Origin of the sequence: Staphylococcus sp. HMSC056G08 (genome assembly GCF_001812305.1) — a bacterium.
Taxonomy (GTDB): domain Bacteria; phylum Bacillota; class Bacilli; order Staphylococcales; family Staphylococcaceae; genus Staphylococcus; species Staphylococcus simulans.
This window is the reverse complement of the sequence record NZ_KV808457.1, coordinates 16,109-41,300: the sequence shown is the minus strand read 5'-3', so window position 1 is coordinate 41,300 and position 25,192 is coordinate 16,109. Positions and strand designations below refer to the sequence as shown.

The 25,192-nt window shown below is 36.5% G+C and carries 24 protein-coding genes and 1 riboswitch; of the genes, 4 read left to right on the top strand and 20 right to left on the bottom strand.

Annotated features, from left to right (window positions below):
• Window positions 1-104: 104 nt before the first annotated feature.
• The 13 genes from HMPREF2846_RS05075 to norA form a co-directional block, all read right to left on the bottom strand.
• Window positions 105-1,139, bottom strand: a complete 1,035-nt coding sequence (locus tag HMPREF2846_RS05075) for a HAMP domain-containing sensor histidine kinase (RefSeq protein WP_023015408.1) — start codon at window positions 1,137-1,139, stop codon at window positions 105-107.
• On the bottom strand, window positions 1,140-1,790 hold the full coding sequence (locus HMPREF2846_RS05070) for a response regulator transcription factor (RefSeq protein ID WP_051036002.1): 651 nt from the start codon (window positions 1,788-1,790) through the stop codon (window positions 1,140-1,142).
• Window positions 1,791-1,803: 13 nt separating this feature from the next.
• A complete protein-coding gene (locus HMPREF2846_RS05065) occupies window positions 1,804-2,277 on the bottom strand; it encodes a DoxX family membrane protein (RefSeq protein ID WP_002481495.1) in 474 nt (157 codons plus the stop codon).
• Window positions 2,278-2,317: 40 nt separating this feature from the next.
• Window positions 2,318-2,746 (bottom strand): DM13 domain-containing protein, encoded by a 429-nt coding sequence (locus HMPREF2846_RS05060; RefSeq protein ID WP_070625989.1) that lies wholly within the window; start codon window positions 2,744-2,746, stop codon window positions 2,318-2,320.
• 193 nt (window positions 2,747-2,939) lie between these two features.
• Window positions 2,940-4,328, bottom strand: coding sequence for a hemolysin family protein (locus HMPREF2846_RS05055; protein ID WP_002481493.1), 1,389 nt, complete (start codon window positions 4,326-4,328; stop codon window positions 2,940-2,942).
• A gap of 412 nt (window positions 4,329-4,740) precedes the next feature.
• A complete protein-coding gene (locus HMPREF2846_RS05050) occupies window positions 4,741-6,684 on the bottom strand; it encodes a PTS fructose transporter subunit IIABC (RefSeq protein ID WP_070625988.1) in 1,944 nt (647 codons plus the stop codon).
• A gap of 13 nt (window positions 6,685-6,697) precedes the next feature.
• The gene (gene pfkB / locus HMPREF2846_RS05045; protein ID WP_070625987.1) at window positions 6,698-7,612 is read right to left on the bottom strand and encodes a 1-phosphofructokinase; all 915 of its coding nucleotides are present in this window, start codon (window positions 7,610-7,612) and stop codon (window positions 6,698-6,700) included.
• A 4-nt stretch (window positions 7,613-7,616) separates the two neighbouring features.
• Window positions 7,617-8,375 (bottom strand): DeoR/GlpR family DNA-binding transcription regulator, encoded by a 759-nt coding sequence (locus HMPREF2846_RS05040; protein ID WP_023015413.1) that lies wholly within the window; start codon window positions 8,373-8,375, stop codon window positions 7,617-7,619.
• Between the two features lie 130 nt (window positions 8,376-8,505).
• A complete protein-coding gene (gene ybaK / locus HMPREF2846_RS05035) occupies window positions 8,506-8,994 on the bottom strand; it encodes a Cys-tRNA(Pro) deacylase (protein WP_070625986.1) in 489 nt (162 codons plus the stop codon).
• Window positions 8,995-9,087: 93 nt separating this feature from the next.
• Entirely contained in the window at window positions 9,088-9,429 is a 342-nt protein-coding gene (locus HMPREF2846_RS05030; RefSeq protein ID WP_002481488.1) for a hypothetical protein, read from the bottom strand.
• 343 nt (window positions 9,430-9,772) lie between these two features.
• Window positions 9,773-10,726, bottom strand: coding sequence for a lactate/malate family dehydrogenase (locus HMPREF2846_RS05025; protein WP_070625985.1), 954 nt, complete (start codon window positions 10,724-10,726; stop codon window positions 9,773-9,775).
• 15 nt (window positions 10,727-10,741) lie between these two features.
• Window positions 10,742-11,554 carry a MetQ/NlpA family ABC transporter substrate-binding protein gene (locus HMPREF2846_RS05020; RefSeq protein ID WP_002481486.1) on the bottom strand — a complete coding sequence of 271 codons (813 nt, stop codon included), beginning with the start codon at window positions 11,552-11,554 and terminating at the stop codon, window positions 10,742-10,744.
• A 94-nt stretch (window positions 11,555-11,648) separates the two neighbouring features.
• Window positions 11,649-11,754, bottom strand: a riboswitch (SAM riboswitch).
• Window positions 11,755-11,887: 133 nt separating this feature from the next.
• The gene (gene norA, locus HMPREF2846_RS05015; RefSeq protein WP_023015415.1) at window positions 11,888-13,057 is read right to left on the bottom strand and encodes a multidrug efflux MFS transporter NorA; all 1,170 of its coding nucleotides are present in this window, start codon (window positions 13,055-13,057) and stop codon (window positions 11,888-11,890) included.
• 286 nt (window positions 13,058-13,343) lie between these two features.
• Between norA and HMPREF2846_RS05010 the strand changes: the two genes are divergently transcribed.
• Entirely contained in the window at window positions 13,344-13,961 is a 618-nt protein-coding gene (locus HMPREF2846_RS05010) for a DUF1361 domain-containing protein (protein WP_070625983.1), read from the top strand.
• Window positions 13,958-14,233, top strand: coding sequence for a hypothetical protein (locus tag HMPREF2846_RS05005; RefSeq protein ID WP_023015416.1), 276 nt, complete (start codon window positions 13,958-13,960; stop codon window positions 14,231-14,233). Before HMPREF2846_RS05010 ends, HMPREF2846_RS05005 begins: the two co-directional genes overlap by 4 nt.
• Before the next feature lie 76 nt (window positions 14,234-14,309).
• Here HMPREF2846_RS05005 and HMPREF2846_RS05000 read toward each other — a convergent pair whose 3' ends face one another.
• The 5 genes from HMPREF2846_RS05000 to HMPREF2846_RS04980 form a co-directional block, all read right to left on the bottom strand.
• On the bottom strand, window positions 14,310-15,845 hold the full coding sequence (locus HMPREF2846_RS05000) for an SLC13 family permease (protein ID WP_023015417.1): 1,536 nt from the start codon (window positions 15,843-15,845) through the stop codon (window positions 14,310-14,312).
• Window positions 15,846-16,126: 281 nt separating this feature from the next.
• Window positions 16,127-17,065 carry a malate dehydrogenase gene (mdh, locus tag HMPREF2846_RS04995; RefSeq protein WP_070625981.1) on the bottom strand — a complete coding sequence of 313 codons (939 nt, stop codon included), beginning with the start codon at window positions 17,063-17,065 and terminating at the stop codon, window positions 16,127-16,129.
• A gap of 190 nt (window positions 17,066-17,255) precedes the next feature.
• A complete protein-coding gene (locus HMPREF2846_RS04990) occupies window positions 17,256-17,543 on the bottom strand; it encodes a hypothetical protein (protein ID WP_002481480.1) in 288 nt (95 codons plus the stop codon).
• 25 nt (window positions 17,544-17,568) lie between these two features.
• Window positions 17,569-18,477: an aldo/keto reductase gene (locus HMPREF2846_RS04985; RefSeq protein WP_070625979.1), complete on the bottom strand. Its 909-nt coding sequence runs from the start codon at window positions 18,475-18,477 to the stop codon at window positions 17,569-17,571.
• Between the two features lie 196 nt (window positions 18,478-18,673).
• Window positions 18,674-19,603, bottom strand: coding sequence for a CobW family GTP-binding protein (locus HMPREF2846_RS04980; RefSeq protein WP_023015419.1), 930 nt, complete (start codon window positions 19,601-19,603; stop codon window positions 18,674-18,676).
• A 248-nt stretch (window positions 19,604-19,851) separates the two neighbouring features.
• Here HMPREF2846_RS04980 and HMPREF2846_RS04975 point away from each other — a divergent pair, with 248 nt between their 5' ends.
• Window positions 19,852-20,292: a MarR family winged helix-turn-helix transcriptional regulator gene (locus tag HMPREF2846_RS04975; protein WP_023015420.1), complete on the top strand. Its 441-nt coding sequence runs from the start codon at window positions 19,852-19,854 to the stop codon at window positions 20,290-20,292.
• 180 nt (window positions 20,293-20,472) lie between these two features.
• On the opposite strand, the gene cydC is transcribed toward HMPREF2846_RS04975, so the two are convergent.
• Window positions 20,473-22,140: a thiol reductant ABC exporter subunit CydC gene (gene cydC / locus HMPREF2846_RS04970; RefSeq protein ID WP_070625977.1), complete on the bottom strand. Its 1,668-nt coding sequence runs from the start codon at window positions 22,138-22,140 to the stop codon at window positions 20,473-20,475.
• Entirely contained in the window at window positions 22,137-23,777 is a 1,641-nt protein-coding gene (locus HMPREF2846_RS04965; RefSeq protein WP_070625975.1) for an ABC transporter ATP-binding protein/permease, read from the bottom strand. Before HMPREF2846_RS04965 ends, cydC begins: the two co-directional genes overlap by 4 nt.
• A 419-nt stretch (window positions 23,778-24,196) precedes the next feature.
• Between HMPREF2846_RS04965 and HMPREF2846_RS04960 the strand changes: the two genes are divergently transcribed.
• A complete protein-coding gene (locus HMPREF2846_RS04960; RefSeq protein WP_002481473.1) occupies window positions 24,197-25,096 on the top strand; it encodes an undecaprenyl-diphosphate phosphatase in 900 nt (299 codons plus the stop codon).
• The last annotated feature ends 96 nt before the right edge of the window (window positions 25,097-25,192 follow it).

Genomic DNA, 25,192 nt, shown 5'->3' with positions numbered 1-25,192 from the left:
CTTCAACCTTGTCTGTTTTTTCTTTTCAAATTCATTAGGGATTAGTTCTTATCTTTTATCTGTAATACTTACTTTTACTTTCTACGCTTTTCTTTTCTACTGTTTTATAATTTTGGCAAAGATACGATCATCGTAGTTCCTACTTCAGGTTCACTTTCAACTTGAATCGTACCGCCGATTTGTTTCACCAGTTCTTGTGTGATGTATAACCCTAAACCAGAACCGCCTGTATGGTAATTTCTAGAATCTTCTACTCTGAAAGTACGCTCAAAAATACGCTTAATATCTGCTTTCGCAATTCCGATGCCTTTATCTTTGATGTAAATTTGGATATGTTTTTCGCTTTCAGCAAGACAAATATAAATTGGACTACCTGATGGCGAAAAGTTCATCGCATTATCAATTAAGTTCGTAATGATACGTTCTAACGGTTGCGGATATTGTTTGAAAGGTGCCAACTTATCACAAAACTTCACTTCTAAATGTCTGTTGTCTATTTTCATACGTTGTTCATAGCCATTTAGTATATTCAATAATAATTGGTCGATTTGAATTGTTTCTACTACATAAGTATTCGGAGCATCTAATGTTGCGACATGCGTTAACTCGTCAAACATTTTGGATAGGCGATTAGATTGTTTGATTAAGGTGTCATAGGCTTCCTGACGATCTATTTGTGAGTGAACGACACCGTCTTTTAGTGCTTCTGAATACGAAATAATACAAGCGAGCGGTGTTTTTAAATCATGTGCTAAATTTTGAATCAATTCATACTTCTCTTGTTGTTCTGACTTAATTTGAGCCATTTGTTTAGTAATCTCATGCGCCATTTTATTAAAGGAATGACTCAGTTCTTTAATTTCTCTCGGTGAAGTAAATTGCGTAGGTTCCATCTCGTAATTACCATCTGCGAATTGTTTCGTTCTGACATTGAAATGTTTAATCTTTTGAACGAGTGGTGTTAAAAAGAAACTGCAGATGAATAAGGTTAAACAACTCGATACTATAGCGCTAATCGTCAATAACACTGTGGTATGACCATTGAACAACATCAGTTTATAAGCAATACCAAGGATGGTAGAGGCCAATAATACACTAGATAACACTCCGATAATCACTTGTGTTCTGATTGAAAACATTTAGTCTGCTTTCCTTTCAAACTTATAACCAAGACCCCATACTGTGGTAATCGTGTAAGCGTCGAAATGAAATTGTTCGAACTTTTCTCTGATGCGATGAATATGTACATTGACTGTACTTGCATCTTCGTAATAATCATAACCCCATACTTCTTCTAACAATTGCGATTTAGATATCGCTTGATTTTCATGCGTTGCTAAATACCACAACAATTCAAATTCTTTAATTCTCAAGTTCACCACAGCACCATTAATTTCCACACTTTTTTGTTGATCATTCAACTTTAAAGTATCAAAAGTTAAAGCTGTTTGTGCTGACTGACTGCGCTTAACGCGGCTCAACAAATTATTCGCACGTAACACGAGTTCTCTTGGACTGAAAGGCTTCTTTAAATAGTCATCTGCGCCGAGAGTCAAAGCATAAATGGTGTCATGTTCTTTTGTTTTTGCGGACATATAAATAAATGGAATGTCCAGTTGTCGTTGTTTCATTTCCTTAATCACTTCATAACCATCTACATTCGGCATCATGATGTCTAAAATAATTAAATCAATTGATGGGTCAAGTTGGTTCAAAGCATCTTCCCCATTATGTGCAGTTAATACTTTATAACCTTCATATTCGAAGTACGTTTGGCAGATGTCGACCATGTCTTGTTCATCATCAACGATTAAGATTGTGTTCACGTCTTGTATCACCTTTTTCTTTAATATATGCGATTACAGCACTCAATGAAATTTGTTTTAATAAGTTTTTATTCATTAACAATATAATAAAGAGTGCTAATTGAACAGGATACGTAAATATCATATCTGATAAAATATAATTTAGCATAACAAAGGCGCCAAAGAAACTTGCAATATGTGACAGAATTCCTAATATTAACCCTAAACCAATCGCAATTTCCCCTAAAGGTACAATTACATTAAAGACGGGAGCACTGTGCGCGACGATGTGTTCAAAAAAGAGTTTGAACCACACTGGAGAATCTTCATTCTTAATCACAACTGGGATCAGCGGTTCTATTTTAAAACCACCTGTTAACTTCTCCCAACCTTGAGCTAAAATGTAGCCGCCGGCTATAATACGAATTAAAAATAAAATTACGAGTTCAATCGTACGTAGATAATGTTTCATGAAATCACTTCTCTTCTCGTTGAATTATCACTTTAACCTTCTATTTTACTTTTGCGGCACCGAAGATAACGTGCGCTTTCTTACAATAAATCGTCACTTCATTATATTGATCTAAGTCAGCGTCTTTGATGTCGAAAGTTTGTTTTGGTTTATTGTAGTCGACCATTTCTAGTTGTTTGCCCTCTTTAATATTGCCGTCCTTTGTCAGATAGACGTACAAATCTGGACCTTTCGCAGATTTAAAATCTGTTAACTTAATTTGGTGATTTTCGATTTTAACGTGACCAGACACTTCCTCTTCACCTGATTTAAATTCACCTGTCAGCACTTTATGGTGATTGTGTTTATGTTCATGTGATGTCTGTTCTGTTTTTTCTTTGGGCTGTTCATCTTTTTCATTATTACAACCTGCTAAAGTAATACTTGTTGCTAAAAGTGTAGTAGCTAATAAATATGTTTTACTATTCATCATAAACCCTCATTTCATTTTATTTTTGTAATGATTAATCTTATTATAAATGAGTGATTTATATCATACCATTAACTATTTATTAACTAAGTTATAACTTCAATTCATGTCGGATTTGTGTCTAAACATTAAAAAATCCCTTTTAAACCTAGTACTTTAAGTACGGTCTAAAAGGGATTTGACAGTATTACGATTATTCATCGTTATCTTTTTTATCTCTTTTGTTTCTTTTATTATTGTTGTCATCGTCTTCATCTTCTTCTGAAAGAGACTGACGTTCAGCGTTATATTCATATTTTAAAATGACTGTGATGATTTGGTGATTTTCAATATCTGAAATAATCCAGCGATCAAAATACGTATCGACGTAGTCATTTTTCTGTAAGTTTGTATTATGTGCTTGTAACCATCCGCCGATTGTATCGATATCTTCAGAGTCATCAAACTCGATACCTAATTGATCTGTTAAATCTTCTAACAACACACGACCATTGATTTGGTATGTGTCATCATTTAATTTAATCACATCATTCACTTCATTATCATCGAATTCATCACGGATTTCACCCACGATTTCTTCTAAGATATCTTCCATTGTTAAGATACCAGCAGTTCCGCCGTATTCATCAATAACCAAACTGATGTGTACACGTTCGCGTTGCATTCTGATTAATGCATCACTGATGCGTGTTGTTTCTGAAATCAATGGCAATTCATGAATATAATTTGCAATCTTGATAGGTTTGCCTGAAGCATACTCTGTCAAGAATTCTTTCACATTAATAAAACCTTTGATATGGTCTTTGTCGCCGTCTTCTGTAATTGGGTAACGAGTGAATTGGTATTCTTTAAGTGTCTCTAATAGTTCGTCTACAGTAAAAGGTTCATTTAAAGTGACCATTTGTGTTCTTGGGACCATGACATCTTTCGCTTGTCTCTCATCAAATGAGAAGATGTTTTGCATATAAGCAAGTTCTGTCTGGTTAATCTCACCGCTGTTATAGCTGTTGTTGATAATCATTTTAATTTCTTCTTCTGACATCGCGTCATTGTTTTCATCTGGATCAATACCAAATAGACGGATAATCATTCGTGCAGAACCATTCATTAACCAAATTAATGGTTTCATGATTAAGCCGAAGTAGTAAAGCGGACGTGCATAAAGTAACGCAACTTTCTCAGTGTGCTGAATCGCAAATGTTTTAGGTGCCAATTCACCTAATACTACATGCAGATATGTCACAACTAAGAATGAAATAACGATTGAAATGGTTGTATTCAAAGCATCGGGTAACGGTATCAGTTCAAAAATAGGATGTAATAATTTAGAAAAGACAGGTTCACCTAACCAACCTAGTCCTAAAGATGTAACAGTGATACCGAGCTGACATGCTGATAAGTAGTAGTCAAGATTTGAAATCATTTTCTTGACGACAGCCGCACTGCCGTTGCCTTCTGCAACCATTTCTTCAATTTTAGTAGCTCTGACTTTCACCAAAGCAAATTCTGATCCAACAAACACAGTAGTCAGTGCGATTAAAAATATAAATATTAACAAGTTTATTATGGTCGTACTATCCAATTAGTTCCCTATTGCTAGGGATTCACCTCCAAGTTATATGCCGCTATGTACGGCAATGATGTTTAGCGCATCGTTTTGAGCAAAGTGACAAATGCCTAGTTCATCCTTCCCATTTCCACAGCGACACCTCCCAACTAGCGTAAAATCTAACAAGATTATCATATCATAATCACCATTCAAATAGTAATTTTTTCAGACTGAATTCAAGTTATTTTTTTGGTATTTTATGATACCTCTTTACAAATAAAAATAAACAGCTAAGAAGCGAGTCAGCCCGATAAACAGGCTGTCTCTCTTAACTGTTTATTCGAATATACATTTACCTACCACAGTAAATTAGATTCGTGATGCGTGTCATTTCTAATAGCACGCCTTTACTATAATGCGCTAAATTCTCGTAAAATTCAACTCATTATTCATCCATTGATTCAGATGCGGCAATTTCGTCTGCTGTCGGTTTACGTTTGATGAAACCGTAAATCACTGCAGAGATGGCTGCGCCGACTAAAATCGCTAGAATTGTTTGTAATGAATGGGAGAAGTCAGTACCTAAGATAACAAAGATACCACCATGCGGTGCTCCGATAGATGAACCTAAGCCAAGTGCAATGGCACCGCCGATACCTGAGCCGATCATCATTGACGGAATTACGCGAATTGGGTCAGCTGCCGCAAATGGAATAGCACCTTCTGTAATGAATGATGCACCCATCACAAAGTTAGGTACAATTGAACCACGTTGTGTTTTTGTAAACTTACGTTTAAAGAACAACATTGAAAGTGCTAATGCAATCGGTGGAATCATACCGCCGACCATAGCTGCTGTAATTGGTGCAGCGTTACCTTCTGTTAATGCCGCTGTTGCGAATACGTAAGCTGCTTTGTTGAATGGACCACCCATATCAATGGCCATCATGGCACCAATCACTAAACCAAGTAACATAATGTTTGCTCCTGATAAACTGTTTAAACCGTTTAATAATAAATGGTTCACCCAAGCTGCTGGTGGGTTAAATACATAAACCATTAACAGACCTGTAATAGTGACAGATAAAATCGGATAAATTAATGTTGGTTTTAAACCTTCAAGTGATTGTGGCATACGACGCGTCATCACTTTGATGCCTTCTGTTAAATAACCTGCTAAGAAACCGGCAATAATACCGCCGATAAATCCAGAGTCACCGCTCATTGCTAACATACCGCCGACTAAACCAGCTGCCATACCTGGTTTTTCAGCAATGCTGCGTGCGATGAATGCTGATAAAATTGGAATAATTAAGTAGAACGCACTGTTCTTACCAATGTTCCACAATTGTTCAGCAAATGCATTATACTCTGAAGATTTCGGATCGAATGAGTTTGGTCCGAACAAGAATACAATTGCCATTAAAATACCACCGGCAATTACAAGTGGCAACATGTTAGAAACACCGTTCATTAAGTGCTTATAAATTGTTTTGCCGACACTTTGTTTTTCTTGTTTACCGCTTGCTTGACCTTTACCTCTGCCTTCTCTTGCTTTAAATGGTGTACGGTCAGTTGCTAAAGCAAGGTCGATTAATTCTTCTGGACGTTTGATGCCGTCAGCAACAGGAACTTCTACGACGTTTTTGCCATCGAAACGATCTGTTTCTACATGCACGTCCACTGCAACAATAACACCTTGTGCTTTATCAATATCTTCAGTAGTTAAACGGTTTTTAATACCACTTGACCCGTTTGTTTCAACTTTCATTTTGACGCCCATTTTTTTCGCTTGTTTCAATAAAGCATCTTTTGCCATATACGTATGTGCAATACCCGTTGGACATGCTGTCACACCGATAACATATGGCTCTTCAGATTCAGCGTCTTTATTCGCTTCAACTGGCGCTGTTTCCTCTTCTTCATCTGGTGCTTCATCGTCTGCACGATCAATAATTGTCAAAACTTCATCTGGTGTTTCTGCGTTTAACAACGCTTTTCTGACATCGTCATCCATTAAGACACCAGATAATTTAGCTAACGCGTCTAAATGTGTTTGTGCCCCGCCTTCAGGTGCTGCAATCATAAAGAATAAGTGTGCAGGTTGTCCGTCTAAACTTTGATAATCTACGCCGGCTTTTGATTTACCGAAGGCAATAGCCGGCTTTTTCACTGCATCAACTTTCGCATGGGGAATCGCAATCCCTTCACCGATACCTGTTGTACTTTGCCCTTCACGTGCCATAATCGCTTCTTTGAACGCTTTGACATCGCTTAAAATACCTGCATGGTCTAATTGATCCACTAAAGCATCAATGACACCTTCTTTTGATGTCGCATCTAAATCCATCGCGATTGTCTCTCGCGTTAATAATTCAGTGATTCTCATATTTTTCTCACTCCTATTTCAAGTCCGTTAATTCAATTTCAGAACGTACTTTTTCTATCATTTCTTTGTTTGCTAAATCTTGACTGAATGCTGTTGCTGTTCCAGAGGCTACGGCATTACGAAATACTTCATGTACATCAAAACCTTGTGCTAAACCTGCTAACATACCTGCAACAGTACTATCTCCAGAACCCACTGTATTTAATACATTGCCTTTTGGTACAGAAGCTTTAATACAATGTTCAGCATCAATATAAATTGCACCCTCACCGCCAAGTGAAACAATCACTGCTTGTGCGCCTTTATCAAGAATAGCTTTTCCGTGTGTCACTACATCATTATCAGAAGTGATTTTTGTATCAAACATGACTTCTAATTCATCTTTATTCGGTTTAATAAAGAACGGGTTATATGGCAATACAGTCTCAACTAAGTCTTTTTCTGCATCTACAACTAATTTTGCGCCAGTTTTTTGTGTGATTTTCGCAATTTGTTCATAGGCATTATCAGGAATACTTTTCGGTACACTTCCTGCCACAACAACAGTGTCATCAGCATTCGTGTTTTTAATTTGTGTTAATAACGCTTCAAACGCTTGATTTGAAATAGTAGGTCCACCTGCATTGATTTCTGTTTCTTGACCTGATTTTAATTTCACATTGATACGTGTATCTTCTTCTACTTCAATAAAATCATTTTTAATACCAGCTTGTTGTAAAACATCTTGGATAAATTTCCCAGGAAATCCACCAACAAATCCCAATGCAGTCGAAGGTGTTTCTAAAGTGTTCAGCACACGCGAAACGTTAATCCCTTTGCCTCCTGCAAATTTATACGTTTCTTTCGCACGGTTAAGTCCGCCTTCTTGAAACGTGTCTACTTTCATAATGTAATCAATCGATGGATTGAAAGTTACTGTATAGATCACTTTATTACACTCCTCTTATCGAATAATGGTTGCGATATGCTTTCATATCTGAACGTTTTAGCGCTTTTGTTGAAGTCAAAATTTCAAACGGTACATCTTTCGGTACATTGACACATGCAAAATACGTAGGTCCGAATTTAGAACTATCAAGCAAGACGAAAATATGATGTCCCACTTTCATTGCAGTTTCTTTCACATAAGCTTCTTGTTCATCTGGTGTTGTCAATTTACCTTCTGTATTCATCCCATTCATGCCGATGAAAACTTTATCAAAATGATAATGTTTCAAAGTTTCAATCGCTCGCGGTCCGACAGAAGCTAATGTGCTTGCTTTTACATCTCCGCCAATAATCAACGTTTTAATTCCACGCTGTAATAATGCTTCGACATGGGTTAATCCGTTAGTAACTGCGACAATTTCTTGTGCTGTAATGTGTTCTATCATTTCATAAGTCGATGTCCCTGCATCAATATAAATACAATCACGGTCTTCAATTTGTGCAGCTGCGATTTTTGCGATTTCACGTTTTTCTTGTAAATTACGTTCTTTCTTCTCTGACATTTTCGGTTCACTCAAGGCTGTTGTTTTGAGCGTGGCACCGCCATGAACGCGTTGTAATTTACCCATTTTTTGTAACTTAGATAAATCTCGGCGAATTGTCGAAGCGCTGCATCCTGTTAAATCAATTATTTCTTGTAGTGTTAAAAATTCTTTTTCTTTTAATAGTTGTATGATTAGTTCAAACCGTTTCTGCGTTATCATATCGCCACCTCATTTCTTCTTTATTATAAGCGCTTTCTTAATCATTTTCAATCAAAAACTTTCAAAATCATTCAAAAACAATCATAAACTATTAAAAAAGATGAGCAAATGCTCATCAACACTGCTCATCTTAATTTGATTCATGTGTCGCAACATCCGCTACTTTTGCTTTCGTTGCTTGAATTAATTCTGAAACATTCACACCCATTTGGACACCAGGCAGACCTCCGCTTACAAATATTTTCTCATGTTGTTGCGCGGATTGGTCAATCACTGTTGGAAATAGATGTTTCATACCAATTGGGGAACAACCGCCACGAATATAACCTGTTACTTTCGTCAACTCATCTAGCGGAAGCAAATGCAGTTTCTTTTCATCTACTGCTTGTGCCGCATGTTTCATATCTAAATGATGTTCTACTGGAATCACAAACACATATGGATCGTGATTATTGTTAATAAATAAGAGTGTTTTAAACACTTGATCCGGATTAGCATCAATTAGTTTTGCGACTTCTTGTCCTTCAATATGATCTTTACCCATTTTAAATGTACGCATTTCATAATCGATGCCTTCGCGATCTAAAATACGCATCGCATTTGTTTTCTTCTGTTTCATTGCGTTCACCTCACTCTTAATATAGCATGCGAACACAAATCATGACATAAAAAAACAAGGCGTTCTGACATAACTTCAACTCTATAAGTGAGTTCAGTTGTCATAACTGCCTTGTTTTGGAAAATGCTGAAGCCATTGATGGCTTAATTCATTTGTGATGGACGTTAATGAAATCACAAATAATGAACTAGATTCAGCTTCACTCTTATGCGCTGCGTCTGCATGTTGTGTTGATGGTCCCCCTGCCGCTTTACGATATGTTGGCGGTGCATCTGAGGCTGAATGATCAGATGAGACCTGTTTGTCACTTTGCATAAATGTAGATACTCCATTTTGGAATTTTGCGAGTTCATTTTCATTTGTGACTAATACTAATAAGAAAATCAAACAACATGAAAGAATGGCAGCGGACACCCATAAAATAAACGCTCTCATTCCTAATACCTCTTAACCTCTATTTCGTGATTTCAATATTAACATAAAAAACATGACATTTTGGTAGGTAGTAAGCTATTTAAACCAAATGTAATATACGTAACATATGTAACAGAACCGACACGAAAAGAAGCAGTTTAATGTTTAATTGTGTAAGAGCTTTCAATAGTGTGTTAACTGTCTTTCAGAAGTTAAATTAAATTATATTCTCTTTTTATCATACTCATAAAATGACAAAGCAGCGTCTTGTATGACAATATATTACGATTGAGTATGATTATCAAAGAATTATTACAAAAATAAAACGAGCAACCTGATGTTAGATTGCTCGTTTATATAACGGTTATACTTGTGCTTGAATTGCCGCTTCGCCCTGTTCAATCGCAGTTTGAATAAAGTTATGTGCCGCTTCCAATTGTTTTTGTTCTTCATTAGACAATTCAATCGGCAAACGCTGTTTCACACCGTTTCTATCAACCAGTGTCAATAAACTTAATGCACCATCGACTAATCCATAAGCACCTTGAACTAATCCGCTGACGGGTTCAATACTATGTTCATCAAATAAAATCGACTGTGCAAGTTGAACAGCCGCTCTTGAAATCGCTGAGTTTGTCCAACCTTTTTTCTTAAAGACATCAAACGCGACTTCGTCAATTGCCGTAGAAATCGCTCCACGATCAATTGGCGCATGGCCTGTCAATTGTTCAAATTCTGGTAATTCAATCCCATGAATACGCACGCGACTCCAGATTGGTACACAATGTGAACCGTGTTCTCCTAATACAAAACCTTCTACATCTTTAGGATCCACATTGTAGTGATCAGCAATTAAAGTACGAAAACGCGCTGACTCTAAAATGGTACCTGTACCGATCACTTTATCAGATGGGTAGCCTGCTTGATGTGCAAGATACGTCATCGCATCCACTGGATTTGAAATTAAAATGACGATAGCTTCTTTCGTCACAGCTGATAATTGTCTAAACACATCATTCACAATAACGCTATTCGCTTTAGTGAGTAAGGTACGATCTTTCATGTCTGGTGTCGAAGTCGCACTCGCTGACACAATCACCACATCCGCATCCACTATATCTTGATAACTGCCTACATGAATTTTTGTGCGATGTGTATGATTCAAACCTTGTATATGATGATGATCCAACACTTCACCTTGTGCTAAGTTTTCATTCGTATCAATCACGACAATTTCTGAAAAGTGCCCTAAATATTGTGCATCAGTTAAGACTTGGCTGCCTACACGTCCTACACCAATAATTCCTAATTTAGCCATATTCATTCGACTCCTTTACTTTGCTTCATATGGTATTACGTCTTTACCGTATTCTTTCTTAATGAATTCTTTCATGTCTTTAGACTGTAATACTTTGATGAGTTCTTGGAATTTTTTATCGTCTTTATGACCTTCTTTAACTGCTAAAATATTCGCAAATGGTGATGATTCATTTTCCATCACAATCGCATCTTTCGAAGGTGTTAAACCATTATCAATCGCATAGTTTGAGTTCATAATAACAGCAGCACCTTCACCGCTTTTATATGTTTTTGGTAAGAATTCTGCACCTTGTTGATTATTGAATTTTAAATCTTTTTTATTTTCAACAATGTCATCGAATTTCGCATCTTCAATTTTCACGCCATCTTTGATTTTAACTAAGCCTTCATTAACGAAGAAAGATAAGAAACGTCCTTCTTCAGCGGGGTTGTTTGAAACATAGATTGTTGAACCTTTTGGAATATCTTTGATGTTTTTATATTTTTTACTGTAAACACCCATTGGTGTTGTGAAGACTTTACCGACTTCTTCAATTTTATAACCATGTGACTTTCTTTCAGCCTTTAAATAAGGAACGTGTTGGAAAAGGTTCGCATCCACGTCTCCTTTATCTAATAATTTATTAGGTACTTTATAATCATTAACGACTTTAACTTCTAAATCATACCCTTTATCTTTCATAGCTTTTTTCGCATGTTCTAATACCTCACCATGCGGAGCTGGAGAAGCTGCTACTGTGATTTTCTCCTTGTCTCCACCTTTGCCGCACGCTGCGAGTACGACCAGTAATACCAATAACCCGATTAAACTACTTACTTTCTTCATTTCCACTGCACCATCCCTATGTAATATTTATCAAATCACCCTTAACAAAAGAAAAAAGCCTTCTCATTAAAATAAGAGAAAGCTTTCATTCTTTCTCTCATCTTCAAAAGTCTATGACTTTTTGTGAATTAGCACCACTTCGTTTACACGATGGTTGCTGGGCTTCGTCGGGCACATCCCTCCGCCTATCTTGATAAGAGTTCTATTTGATTGAATTGTATTAAGGTTACCACCAGTGACACATTTCGTCAATGTCATTTTCAAATTTTTCAGATAAATAAATATTAAAAGCATGCTGTTGTAAGCACAACAGCACACTTTCTATATCATAATTTAACTTTGTTTCAGCTTTCTGCTTTTTCTAATGGTCTTCTCAACCATAATAATCACAATCCCTAATAACATGACTGTCACGGACATATACAATGGAAATTCTAAGTTCACATCATATAATGTACCTGCAACGAGCGGGCCTGCGAAGTTCCCCATACTTGTGAAGGTAGAGTTCAAGCCTCCTGCTAACCCTTGACGATTACCCGCAATATTCGAGAAGTAATTCGTTATAGCTGGACGTATCATATCAAAACCGATAAATACTATAAAACTGATAATCATAATTGACCAGTAATGATGTGCAACAATCAATAAAAACAACATAATTGCTGAATAAAGCAGTGATAATTGTATAAATGTTAATTCTTTAAAGTACTTCATAAATTTATCGAATAAGAAGATTTGGAAGATCGCACCTGCTAAGCCACCGCCTGTGATCGCGATAGAAATATCTTTTGGCGCGTAATGTGCTTTATCTGCAGTATATAATGGATAAAGTGTTTCAAATGCTGCAAGTCCGAATGCTAAAACGAACGTAATGATTACCGGGGTAATAAAAGCTTTGATATTAATTTTAGCTAAATCTTGCGGTTCGATAACTGTATGGAAACCATCTGTCGTTTCGCGTTTTGCACCTTGGATAAAGAATAAAGAACAAAAGAATGCTACGACACCTAGGCTCCCAGCGAAGTAGAATGGCAAACGGTGAGAGAACTCTGCCATAAAGCCGCCAAAGCCAGGTCCTAAAATGAAGCCGGAGTTAATAATTGCTGACATATAGCCGAAGTTTTTCGCTTTATCTTCAGGACGTGAGATATCTGCGATCATACCTGTAACCCCAGGCATTACCATACCTGCACTGAAACCACCGATAATTCTTGAAACAATCAAAAGCGGATAGTTGCTGCTCATCGCAAAGATGAACTCAGAAACAGCGAATAGTACTAAACCGATACAAATAATTAATTTCTTCCCTAATTTATCAGCTAAGTTGCCTCCGAATGGCGAAATTACCATTTGCGCTAACGCAAAGGCCGCAACAAGAATACCTAAATCACTTCCATTTAAACCTAAGTCCTTTAAATAGACGGGTAACACAGGTACAACTAATCCGATACCTAAGAAGACTAGAAAAATATTAAAATATAAGGTGATTAATTGCTTACTCATGATTTCCTCCTTTATTGCGTTGTTTGATTCAGTCAAATTTTTCGTGACTACCTATTATACACCATAGTTATTCTGCGGCTCAATCAAATAATATTGAATTATTTTAGTCTAATTCTTCCCTCATTTCTTTTTTCTATGCTTAACGTGTCTTTTAAATGCTATACTTTTAATTGATATCTAGGCTGAAAACCTGTAATATATTCATCTAAATACGTCTGAAACACGAGTATTGTTGTTTTCAGATAATCCATCCATTAACAGGGATGTTTAAAGAGAGGACTTTGAAATGCAATCACGTTATATTGCACGCATATTATTTGTGATATTAATGCTGCTGACATTGCCTTTAAATAAATTTTACCAATTCATGGCATTAAACTTATTCTTAGCATATATTCCTTTTGAACTCGTTTGGTTACTTAAGCTATTTATACCGAAGCGACGTTTCGAATGGCCGCTATTTATTGTTTTCGCAGCAATCTTTGTCTTAATCTTCCCGAATACCTTTTATATGGTGACAGACCTTATCCATCTTAACCAATTTGCATTTACGATTATGGAAGGGGTCAGACCTATAGAATGGTTGTACTTTACCTTCTTAGTCGGTGGCGTCTGTTTTGCAGTTTATTGTTATATTTTGATTAACATTGAGTTATTCCATTTAACCAATAAACCTTTATTCAATTACATTATCGTCATTGGCTTAATGTTTGCGAATAGTTTAGGAATTGCGATGGGACGATTCTTGAGATTCCATAGTGTCTACTTAGTCACTCAACCACTTTCTATTATCAGAGATGTTGTTCAATTCTTAGACGCGAAAGGTCTTTTCTTCTTATTCGTTATGACCTTGCTACAAGCAATGATATTGATCATGGTGAAAGGAGTGCGCATGGCAAAATGACAATGCAACTTCTTGTTTTTATTGCGGTACTGATAGTTATCCAATTGATTATCGGACACTTTATCCATGAGATTGGTTTTTCATTTCTTGTCAGTATCGGTTTAATGCTGCTGCCATTAGGTATCGGTATCTACTTGCTTCAAATCGCTTATTTTGAACAAAAGTATCCGAATTGGGAAGTACCATTCAATGTAAAGCTACGTTTGAAATATATGTATCTTTTAACGTTCGTAGAATATATAGCACTTTATGTGTGTTTCTTTGTATGGTAACACTAAAACCTACATGTTATTTCTATAGAAAAGACGATGGACCTGATGCCATCGTCTTTTTGAATTCATTATGATTTTATATTAAACCTAACCATTTCCAGTATGTGAAACTGAAGATCAGAATCAAGACATAACCTACTACTGTTAATGGAATACCTGCTTTCAAGAAGTCTTTAACTGTAAATGTACCTGAACCATAAGCTAACATGTTTTGTGGTGCACTTACTGGTAATAAGAAACCGAAACTAATTACAAATTGTTGGATCAACACAAAGCCGATGCTTTGATCGCCTAAATGTAATGTTGCTGTTAAAGAAATAAAAACTGGAATCAAAGCAGAAGATAAACTTGTTGCACTTGCGAAACCTAAATGAATTAAGATATTAAATAAAGTAATCAATGCGATTGTCGCAATCAATGGTAAATGTTGTAAGCCCATTAAACCGAACGTCTTATCACTTAACCACTGCGCACCGCCAGTATTTAATAATACGTTTCCGAGTGAGATACCAATACCAAAGACAATAATTGTTCCCCATGGAATATGTTTCTCCGCTTCTTTCCAACTCATCACACCAATTTTAGGTGTTAACATAATTGCCATCGCAACTAAAGTGATTGAAGATGAATCAATCGGATGTAATATTTTCTCAGTTGACCAGAATAATAATAATAAAACAGAAATCACAATCAAACGCCACTCACGTGGTGACACTGGGCCTAATTTATTTAATTCTTTCTGAATTAATTCTTTACCGCCCTTCACTTCTTTTTGTTCTGGCGGCATAACTTTCAACATAATGAAGTAAAGTGCAATCGACATTAAAATAGACCAAGGTGCTGCATATAAGAACCATTGTCCCCATGAAATATCATGACCAAAACTTTGGTTGATAAAATTGACCGCAACGATATTTTGAGCCGCTGCTGTCTTAATACCGATGTTCCAAATAGATACTGCTTGTACTGCAGTGATAATTAATAAACCTGCAAGCTTACTTTCTTTAGAAGCTTTAAACGCCGCAATCATCCCTAACAAAATAGGTACAACTGCACCGGCACGCGCTGTCGCAGATGGTACGAAGAACGCTAAAATAATAGATACTATAATTGCACCCGCCACAATGCGATTAGTCTTATTACCCACAATCGATAAGACCAATAATGCTAAACGTTTATGCAAATTAGTAATCTGCATGGCAGCTGCTAAGAATAGCGCTGCTGCTACTAAAGCAACTGCTGAAGTTGAGAAACCACTGAATGCTAACTTCAAAGCATTGCCTGTTCCGAATAAATCCGCACCATGTAAAGCGGCACCATTTGCTTTAGGGTTCCCTAGTTTTTCTGCTAAATCTTGTACAGGACTAAACCCTAATAATAGTATGATCAAAGCTACAATCATCGTTGAGGATACTGGATAAGAGACCGCTTCCGTCACCCACATAATGACCGCAAAGGCTAAAATCGCAAGTGACATTTTAGCCATTACCGGAATCCCGCTCACTGGTATCAACACAATCGCTATCAATACGATAAAGCTGATGATAATCCATAGCGGCTTCACACCCTTTTGCTTCTTGTCTGATTTTACTGATGCTTCCTTTCTTGCCATATTGATTTCCTCCCTTATTTGCTTAGTGTACTCAAGAAGTACGTATTTTAAATATTTGAAAAGACGGCACGCTTATCCAGTCCCATACATGCGCACACCATTTTTCGAAATATTTAATCATTTTCAAGTCCATTATAACAAGAATGCGGTTACAAAAAGAGGGTTATTCGAAAATTTGTAGATTTTTTCACAATAAAACGAGAAAGTACAAAAAAGAGACGAACGCGTTAGAATCGTCCGTCTCCTGTTCCAATATATAATAATTTACTTTACCACATAGTTTATGAATACTTTAAAGCACTTTTTACTTCTTCTACCGCATCTGCTGAAGCTTTTAACTGTGCTTTTTCATCATCAGAAAGTTTTGTTTCAATGACTTGTTCGACACCATTTTCACCGATTAATGTCGGAACACCTAAACAAATATCATTAAAGCCATATTCGCCTTCTAAATACGTAATTGCTGGTAATACACGTCTTTCGTCTTTAAGTATCGCTGCAGCCATTTCAAAAATCGCAGCGGCTGGCGCATAATAAGCTGAACCGTTGCCAAGCAAGCCGACAATTTCAGCTCCGCCTTTACGCGTACGGTCCACAATCGCATCGATTTTATCTTGTTCCAATAGTTCAGTGATTGGCACGCCACCTACTGTAGTCGTACTTAATAACGGTACCATTGTATCTCCGTGGCCACCTAGTACTAATCCTGAAACGTCCGTACGCGCAACATCTAATGCTTCTGCGATAAATGTACGATAACGTGCTGTATCTAAAATACCTGATTGCCCTAACACACGATTTTTAGGGAAACCTGACAATTTATATACTGCATATGTCATCGCATCCACAGGATTCGTCAACACGATAATCGTGCTGTCCGGCGCATAAGGTTTAATACCCTCTGTCACTTGTGCCATTACCGATTCATTAATTTGAATCAAATCATCACGACTCATTCCAGGTTTACGTGCGACACCAGCAGTAATCACCACAATATCTGAACCAGTAATATCTTGATAATCAGATGTCCCTTTAATTTTGTTGTTGAAATTGAAAATCGGTCCGCTTTCCGAAATATCCAACGCTTTGCCGCGTGCTGGTTTTTCATTTTCAGGTTTATCTAATAACACCACATCTGCTAAAGTTTTTTCAGCTAACATAAATGCTAAGGTTGCACCTGTATGACCTGCACCAATAATTGCGACTTTTCTTTTCCCCATCTTGAATCCCCCTCAATACGAATTTATTTTTCTTTATACATTCTTATTTACTTTAAGAATATCAAAGCTAGTCCTATTAATAAAGAAAACGTTTTCATTTCTTTTGAATTCTTTATGACAATACAAAACTCCCTCTATATAGAGTGTTGAAAAACACTTATAGAGGGAGTTATTTTACTAATTAAATTGCTTAGTATCTGCCCGCAAATTGCGCAGTTGCTGAGATGGTAAACATGAGACCGACGAAGATTGTTAACACTAATAATAAAATCATCGTACGTGTGTAATGCTTAATAAACGCAACGAATAATAACACTGCGTTATAGATAAAGAAAATACCGAATAATGTCAGTACAACAGTTGGTGCTGAAAAAATCGTTGTAAAGAAAAAGACGATAATCGCAAAAATAATATATGGAAAGACGATAAGGTTACGTTCAAAGCGCATGCGCGCACGTGATTGTTCTTCTGAATTCATTTCTTATTCTCCTTTATTTCACTTATCAAGGGATGTCTTGACCTAAGACTGCAACATAAATATCAAACCATTCTTGATCTGTTAAAGTCAGTTCTAACCCTTTTACCGCATCTTGCATACGTTCAATTTGACTTGTACCCATGATTGGCATTATCGTAGCTGGATGTTTCACCAACCACGCTGTGACAATACTGGCTGGAGCCACATTATATTTATAAGCAAGTGGGCTGATAATAGACATGACACGTTTAGATTTAGCATCTTCTACATTCAGTAATTTACCGCCTGCAAGCGGACTCCATGCCATAATCTTAACGTCATCTCGATACATATGATCAATTGTTCCATCATAAATAGGTGCTGCATGATACGGTGAAACTTCTAGTTGATTCACTGCGATATGCAGTTTATGTGATTTGATACCTTGGTTCAGCAAATCATACTGTGTGTTATTAAAGTTAGAAACACCGAATGATTTAATTTTACCTGCTTCTACTAAAACATCAAGCGCATCTCTGACTTCATTTGGATCCATGAGCGGAGATGGACGATGAATCAACAACGTATCAAGTACGTCTGTTTGTAGATTCTGCAATGAACGGTTCACCGCTTCTACAATATGTTGTTTGCTTAAATCGTAACGATGGCCATCAAATTGTGCGAATTGATCGGTCGGCAAGATAATACCGCATTTCGAAACTAATTCAATTTGGTCTCTGAGTTCAGGTGACAAAGCCAATGCTTCTCCGAATAACTGTTCACAACGATAATCACCATAAATATCTGCATGGTCCATTGTCGTTACACCTAATTCGACTAACTGGTGCAAATAACGGTTTAAGTCTTGGGTTGTCATCTGCCAATCATTTAATCTCCAAAAACCTTGAATCATCTTTGAATAAGTTACGTTACGATTGATTTTAACACGATCCATTGTGTTTACCCCTCTCACTCATTTCATTTTTATTACAACTTATGTTAGCGCTTGCTAAATTTAAAAATGAGGTTCATTATAGTGTAGTAGGGATGCATAATGGATTAAAATATTTTAGTATTGTATTCCCTACAAATTCCTTGTACTATTAAACGTTGTATTCATTATAGTGTTACCTTGATATGCACGTCAATTTTCAAGTGAACTGCAATGCATCTAATTGATTGCGTAAACGCTCTTTATCGAGTTGTTCACCAATCAATACAATAGTATTTTGCACCTCATCTTGAATCGGCTCGTAATCTGGCAGCCCATTGGCGAATTGGAATAAATACGTTGTTTCTGGTGCATCTCTGAATCTTACATAACCTTTCAAACGATAGACGTTGTCTGGCAAACGTAAGATAAACTGGTAAAACATTTGTCTATCTATAGGCGAAGTAAAGGTATACGCAATTGAGCTGATACCATGGTGATGTAAATGTTGGTGTTTTGGCTTCATATTGACTGGCTCTAACGCCTGCAATTCATCAATATTGACTTGACCATAGGTTGTAAAATAGATGGCATCATTCGAATTGATTTGTTTTAAAGCTTCGATCAGCACTTGCTGCTCATCTTGGCTGATTAAATCTGTCTTATTGACAATCAGCGTTTGACTGACTGCAAGCTGTTCTTCCATCAATGCTTGCGTTGATTCAGAATAATCCGCACGATGTAAAAATCTAGGTGCGTCAACTAAACCGACCACAAGCGGCGGATTAACATAGTCAGTAAGCAATGGATCATAGCAAGCTTGGATGAGTTGAAGTGGATGTGCAATCCCTGTGGCTTCAATAATGACGAATTGTGACTGATTTTGATTGATTATTGCTGATAGTTGCGCGATAAGGTCTTGTTGTAAATCACAACAGACACATCCGTTCTGCAAGGAAATCGTTTGAACTTTATCTCCTAAAATTTTACTATCGACATCGAAATCACCAAATTCGTTCATAATTACAGTGATTTTCTCATCTCTTTTTAATAATTGCTCAGTATAATATTTAAGGAAAGACGTTTTACCGCTTCCTAGAAAACCTGTTACAATACAAATAGATAATTTACTATTATTATTTCGTTCCATTTTTAACACTCATTTCTAAAGGACTTAATGGTACAATCATTAATGGACATATTATATTATGTTACAACTTGATTTAATGCAAGATATCTTCTAAAATCAATGCATGCTTTAATTTTAACATGGCTTGTGAGGAGTCGACAAAATAGATAAAATTTCCATTTTTGTCACTGCTCAAACTTTCACAACAAGACGGAACGAATTCCGGTACACAGAAAAATATAACGGATAGAATGTCTGGAGGAGAACTTATGACTGAAAAACTTAATTTAGGCGGACGTTTATGCTTTAGTTTGTACAACGCTCAAAGACAAGTAAATCGCTACTATTCAAATAACGTTTTTAAGAAGTACAAATTAACTTACCCGCAGTTTTTAGTATTAACAATTTTATGGGAAGAATCACCAGTTAATGTGAAGAAAGTCGTTACTGAACTTGCATTAGATACTGGTACAGTATCCCCACTTTTAAAAAGAATGGAACAAGTAGATTTAATCAAAAGAGAGCGTTCTGAAGTCGATCAACGTGAAGTGTTTGTTCACTTAACTGAAAAGAGCGAAGCAATCGAAGAAGATCTAGGCGGTGCTTGTAACCACTTAGGCGATATCTCAGGATTAAACAAAAAAGAAGAAAAAGAATTGAATCGTTTATTAGATAAACTGATTGATTCTTTAACTAAGCAAAACTCATAATTTCGAATGCCATTAAAATTAGAGTGATAACTTGCATTTTTAGTTTTTTCACTTTTAAATAAAGCAAAAACAAAGCGGTTGAGATTTCTGTCATAGAGGTCTCAACCGCTTTTTCTATTTCTTCATTTTACTTCTCAGTATTGGATTCAGTGTGCTTTTCTTTTGAGTAAATACATAGTCTTATCGGTTTAAAGTCACCATGTCATAAAGTGCACCGTGTTGTTGAAGCAAACTGTCATAAGTGCCACTTTCAATAATTTGACCTTCAATCATGACGATAATGCGATTAAATTGAGGTAACAATTCTAAATCATGCGTTGCGACAATAAGCGTCTCACTTTCGGTAAAGAGACGTTGCATCACATGATGGCTATTATGCCAATCTAATGCACGTGTCGGTTCGTCTATCAGCCAAACAGGTGCTGTTCTTAAGAATAATCTCGCAAGACAAATCCGCTGCAATTCTCCACCTGATAGTCCTTCCCCACTCATGGTAATTTCATAGTCTAAATCAATATACGCTAAACCTAAGTCATCTAAGACAACACGCATTTCATTATCGCTGTAATCTGATAATAAATTATCACGCACTGTACCATCAAAGAGTTGTTGGTGCTGCAATAAGACATTAAACGTCTCTGCTTTAGACGCTTCAGACATCTCATATACTGATTGACCTTGATAAGTAACAGAACCTTGTGTTGTTTGATATAAACCAGCCAGCACTTGCAGTAAAGTACTCTTACCTGAACCTGAAGGTCCAATGATCGCAAGCTTTTCACCAGGCTGGATATCTAATTGAATATGTTCTAATACCTTTGTAACTTGATGTTCATATTGGAAAGTCACATCATCAACTGCTAGTATCTGCGTATTATTCATTTGTTTTGAACTTTCAGGTGTTTCTGGCACTTCTTGCAAGACCTCTTCAATTTCTACTAATGCTTGGTCTGTATCTGCTTTAAAGTAAGCCACATTACTCATCGTTACCGCTTGTTCAAATAACGTCAACAACATCAATACAATACTTGTTAAATAGATGACATCTAATTGTCCATTTTGAACTTGTATGACACCTAACCAAACACAAAAGAACAAGGCCAACATAGAAACTAAATCTAACATAAATTCATAAAGCGTTAAGAAACGTTGTTCATTACGTTGTTGATGGCTGTATTTAGAGAGTGCCTTAAGTACAGATTGATGATAGGGTTTTAATTGTTTGAATCGTGCTAGTTCTTCATAGCCTTCTTTATAGTCGTAGAAGCGGCTTAAAAATGATGATTCATCTTGAGCTGCTCGTGCGTTCAATAATTGTGCACGCTTCGCAGAAATCCAAGGTAAGACACCTAATGAAATTAACATACTGACTAATAATAAGACGGCATGCATCCAAGAAAAGAACCACAAGGTTAATATCGTAATAGCTGACGTGATACCAATAACCACAGGCGGATAATAAACACGTAAATAAATATTCTGTAACGCTTCTACGCGTGATACCATTCGTGCAATCAAATCACTGGATTTAAATTTACGATAAATATCCGGTACAACTTGAATCAAGCCTTTGAAGAATTGTGTTCTGACGTCTCTTAACATCGTGAAAGTTGTTCGATGTGAGTATAAACGTTCAAAATAACGCATAATCGCACGGATAATCCCAAACATTTTCACGCTGACCACTAAGACAATCAAACCATATAACGGTACATTTTTCGCAGCTTGCGCAATCATTAAACCACTTAAAAAGAACATACCGATTGCGACTAAACTACCGATGACTCCAAACAATATCGCTAAAGCTAAATCTTTATCTAAATTAAATTGAATGCCGCGTCGTTTCATTGTCTATCACGTCCTTTGTCTCTTTGCGTGGAAATGACTTGATCATCTGTAATCATATGGCCACCTTCCATATAAATACGACGTTGTGCCGTACGAATTGTACTTTCACGGTGTGCAATCATAATAACGGTACTTTCTTTAAAATAAGTATTCAGTGCTTCTTGAATCGTACGCTCTGTCCAAACATCTAAACCTGTGGCTGGCTCATCAAAAACAACCAATTCTGGTTGTGCTAACAATACACGCGATAATTCAATACGACGCATTTGCCCGCCTGATAACATCTCGCCGCCTTCTCCGATATACGTTTCAATACCTTGAGGCAATTGATTGATTTTTTCCATTAAACCAACCGCTGCTAACACCTCAATCACCTTTTCATCCTCAACCGCTTCAAACATTGAGACATTTTCTTTAATTGTCGCATTGAAAATATAAGGTTGTTGACTTAACACACCCATTTTTAAGTGTTCGAATTGAAAAGAAACATAGCCATCTGTCGGTTGTCTGTGCTGTAAAATCAATTCAGAAAGTGTCGTCTTCCCTGCACCGCTTGGACCGACTAAGGCAATCTGTTCGCCTTCATAAATATTAAAGCTCACATCTTTAACTGCTGCTCTATCTGCTTCTGGATAACGATAAGATACATGTTCCAACTGAATCAACGCCTCTTGTTTAGGATTGACGTGTTGTTTGGTTAAAGTAGCGTCATCCATTTCTTGATCAAGCGCATCGAATACGACATCTGCTGCTCCTTCGCTTTGTTTACCAGTATGGAATGCTTGACCAAGGTCTTTAATAGAGTTGTAGAACTCTGGTGCTAAAATAATCGCAATCGCAGCTGTTTCGAAAGTAAGATTATGAAAGAGCACCAAACCAAGTCCTGCTTCTAGCGCAACTAAGCCAATACCTAACAAACTGATAAATTCCAATAGCAACCCAGATAAAAAGGCGCTGCGTAAAATATTCATTGTTAAATCTCTAAAGCGTGTGCTTTCTTGATAAATAGCTTGTTCAGCTTGTTTAGAACGGTTGAATAATTTTAAAGTGACTAAGCCTTGCGCTAAGTTTAAGAAGCGCTGGCTGAATTGTGTTAAATAAGTCATTTGTTCCTTAGATTCATCACGTGTTTTTAATCCGAAAATGATATAGAACACAGGAATAAAAGGCGCTGTCACCATCATAATAATCGCAGTATTCAAATGAATAAAACACATCGCAATAATAATCACTACAGGTACAAGTACTGCTTTAAACACTTGAGGTAAGTAATCTTGATAAAATGGCGTAATTCCATCAATGCTTTCAGTCATCACACTCATTTGAGCACCGACAGGTTGTTTCGTGTGATGATCTACCATACGACGACGCAGTGTGCCTTTCACTTTATATGCGAGTTCTGTCCCCATCCATTGATTGGACATATTCAATACTGCACGTAATAATAAAGCGGCCAATAAAATCATCAATAACGTTGAAATATGGTAATAATGCGAATTCTGAATCAGCATTTTATCTAACACTTTCGCAATGGTCACATTTTGTACGACTACAATCACAGCTAATAGTGCACAAATGATACCCATGACGATGGGGTATTGCTTGTATTTCAGTGCGTAACGCATTAAATGTTTCATCTTTTTTCACCCTTTTTATTTAATCAGGCATCGATTAATTTTGACACAATAAAGGTGGAACACGTATGTATGTCATGCATACTTGTCCCACCCACTTTACTATCGTTTCATCTTTAATTAATAGATATCAGGACGTCTTATGTCCTTAATAGTCATTTGTGTCAAAAATGTCTTATCTTCAACTTAAAACATATAAGTAGAATTTTCAATTTATTCGACTCAAAATTAATTTCAAATAAGAAATTAACCTTCAAAGTTTTGTCATAATTTTTGAAAGACCTACATCTTAAGTCTTATCTTTCAATTTACTACGAGAATTAGTAGCACAAAGATTTTTTTATGTGCTATCATAAAAGTTGTTTCAACTGGTATTTACATACATTCATACAAAATATATTTTGAAATAAGGAAGGTACACTATGTTATTGTTAGAATTACTCAAAGCGCTGATTTTGGGGATTGTCGAAGGTTTGACAGAATTTGCGCCTGTATCCTCAACAGGACATATGATTCTTGTAGACGACATCTGGCTGAAATCGACGAGCTTCTTAGGATCAGAATCCGCATTCACCTTTAAGATCGTCATACAGTTAGGTTCTGTATTTGCGGCAGCGTGGGTATTTAGAAACCGTTATTTTGAAATGTTCCGCCTTGGAAAGTATAAACATACTGCACCATCTACGGAACATACTGAAGGAGAAACTTTAAGCAGAACGGCTCAATCTAAACACAAACGTCTAACGATTTGGCACGTTTTAGTAGGGATGATTCCTGCTGGTGTTTTAGGTTTATTATTCGATGATTTAATCGAAACATACTTATTCAGTGTGCCGACTGTTATGATTGGACTTTTATTAGGTGCGTTCTATATGATTTTCGCACAAAAGTTCAGCCGTCGTTATGCACACCGTGAGCACCTTGATCAAATTACTTATGTTCAAGCATTTATTATTGGTTTATCACAAGCGGTTGCGATGTGGCCAGGGTTCAGTCGAAGCGGTTCAACAATTTCAACTGGGGTATTAATGAAATTAAACTATAAAGCTGCCTCTGACTTCACATTTATTATGGCTGTACCAGTTATGTTAGCCGCAAGTGGTTTATCATTGGTAAAACATATGGAATATATTCATTTAAATCACATTCCGTTTTACTTAATCGGCTTTATTGCCGCATTCTTATTCGGATTATTATCTATCCGCTTATTCTTAAACTTAATTAACCGTATTAAATTGGTACCTTTTGCGATTTACCGTATTATTTTAGTTATCTTTATCGCAATCCTTTATTTCGGATTCGGAATCGGAAAAGGCATTTAATTGATACACTCACCAGCATTGAATTTCAATGCTGGTTTTTTCATGCCTTCAATTACTGATGCTTTAATCTATGGAAAAAGTTATATATGATACAAG

What these genes read in the sequence shown, in the direction of transcription:
- HMPREF2846_RS05075 (WP_023015408.1), bottom strand. Translation starts at nt 1,139, where the DNA reads ATGTTTTCAATCAGAACACAAGTGATTATCGGAGTGTTATCTAGTGTA.
- HMPREF2846_RS05070 (WP_051036002.1), bottom strand. Translation starts at nt 1,790, where the DNA reads ATGGTCGACATCTGCCAAACGTACTTCGAATATGAAGGTTATAAAGTA.
- HMPREF2846_RS05065 (WP_002481495.1), bottom strand. Translation starts at nt 2,277, where the DNA reads ATGAAACATTATCTACGTACGATTGAACTCGTAATTTTATTTTTAATT.
- HMPREF2846_RS05060 (WP_070625989.1), bottom strand. Translation starts at nt 2,746, where the DNA reads ATGAATAGTAAAACATATTTATTAGCTACTACACTTTTAGCAACAAGT.
- HMPREF2846_RS05050 (WP_070625988.1), bottom strand. Translation starts at nt 6,684, where the DNA reads ATGAGAATCACTGAATTATTAACGCGAGAGACAATCGCGATGGATTTA.
- HMPREF2846_RS05040 (WP_023015413.1), bottom strand. Translation starts at nt 8,375, where the DNA reads ATGATAACGCAGAAACGGTTTGAACTAATCATACAACTATTAAAAGAA.
- ybaK (WP_070625986.1), bottom strand. Translation starts at nt 8,994, where the DNA reads ATGAAACAGAAGAAAACAAATGCGATGCGTATTTTAGATCGCGAAGGC.
- HMPREF2846_RS05030 (WP_002481488.1), bottom strand. Translation starts at nt 9,429, where the DNA reads ATGAGAGCGTTTATTTTATGGGTGTCCGCTGCCATTCTTTCATGTTGT.
- HMPREF2846_RS05025 (WP_070625985.1), bottom strand. Translation starts at nt 10,726, where the DNA reads ATGGCTAAATTAGGAATTATTGGTGTAGGACGTGTAGGCAGCCAAGTC.
- HMPREF2846_RS05020 (WP_002481486.1), bottom strand. Translation starts at nt 11,554, where the DNA reads ATGAAGAAAGTAAGTAGTTTAATCGGGTTATTGGTATTACTGGTCGTA.
- norA (WP_023015415.1), bottom strand. Translation starts at nt 13,057, where the DNA reads ATGAGTAAGCAATTAATCACCTTATATTTTAATATTTTTCTAGTCTTC.
- HMPREF2846_RS05010 (WP_070625983.1), top strand. Translation starts at nt 13,344, where the DNA reads ATGCAATCACGTTATATTGCACGCATATTATTTGTGATATTAATGCTG.
- HMPREF2846_RS05005 (WP_023015416.1), top strand. Translation starts at nt 13,958, where the DNA reads ATGACAATGCAACTTCTTGTTTTTATTGCGGTACTGATAGTTATCCAA.
- HMPREF2846_RS05000 (WP_023015417.1), bottom strand. Translation starts at nt 15,845, where the DNA reads ATGGCAAGAAAGGAAGCATCAGTAAAATCAGACAAGAAGCAAAAGGGT.
- mdh (WP_070625981.1), bottom strand. Translation starts at nt 17,065, where the DNA reads ATGGGGAAAAGAAAAGTCGCAATTATTGGTGCAGGTCATACAGGTGCA.
- HMPREF2846_RS04990 (WP_002481480.1), bottom strand. Translation starts at nt 17,543, where the DNA reads ATGAATTCAGAAGAACAATCACGTGCGCGCATGCGCTTTGAACGTAAC.
- HMPREF2846_RS04985 (WP_070625979.1), bottom strand. Translation starts at nt 18,477, where the DNA reads ATGGATCGTGTTAAAATCAATCGTAACGTAACTTATTCAAAGATGATT.
- HMPREF2846_RS04980 (WP_023015419.1), bottom strand. Translation starts at nt 19,603, where the DNA reads ATGGAACGAAATAATAATAGTAAATTATCTATTTGTATTGTAACAGGT.
- HMPREF2846_RS04975 (WP_023015420.1), top strand. Translation starts at nt 19,852, where the DNA reads ATGACTGAAAAACTTAATTTAGGCGGACGTTTATGCTTTAGTTTGTAC.
- cydC (WP_070625977.1), bottom strand. Translation starts at nt 22,140, where the DNA reads ATGAAACGACGCGGCATTCAATTTAATTTAGATAAAGATTTAGCTTTA.
- HMPREF2846_RS04965 (WP_070625975.1), bottom strand. Translation starts at nt 23,777, where the DNA reads ATGAAACATTTAATGCGTTACGCACTGAAATACAAGCAATACCCCATC.
- HMPREF2846_RS04960 (WP_002481473.1), top strand. Translation starts at nt 24,197, where the DNA reads ATGTTATTGTTAGAATTACTCAAAGCGCTGATTTTGGGGATTGTCGAA.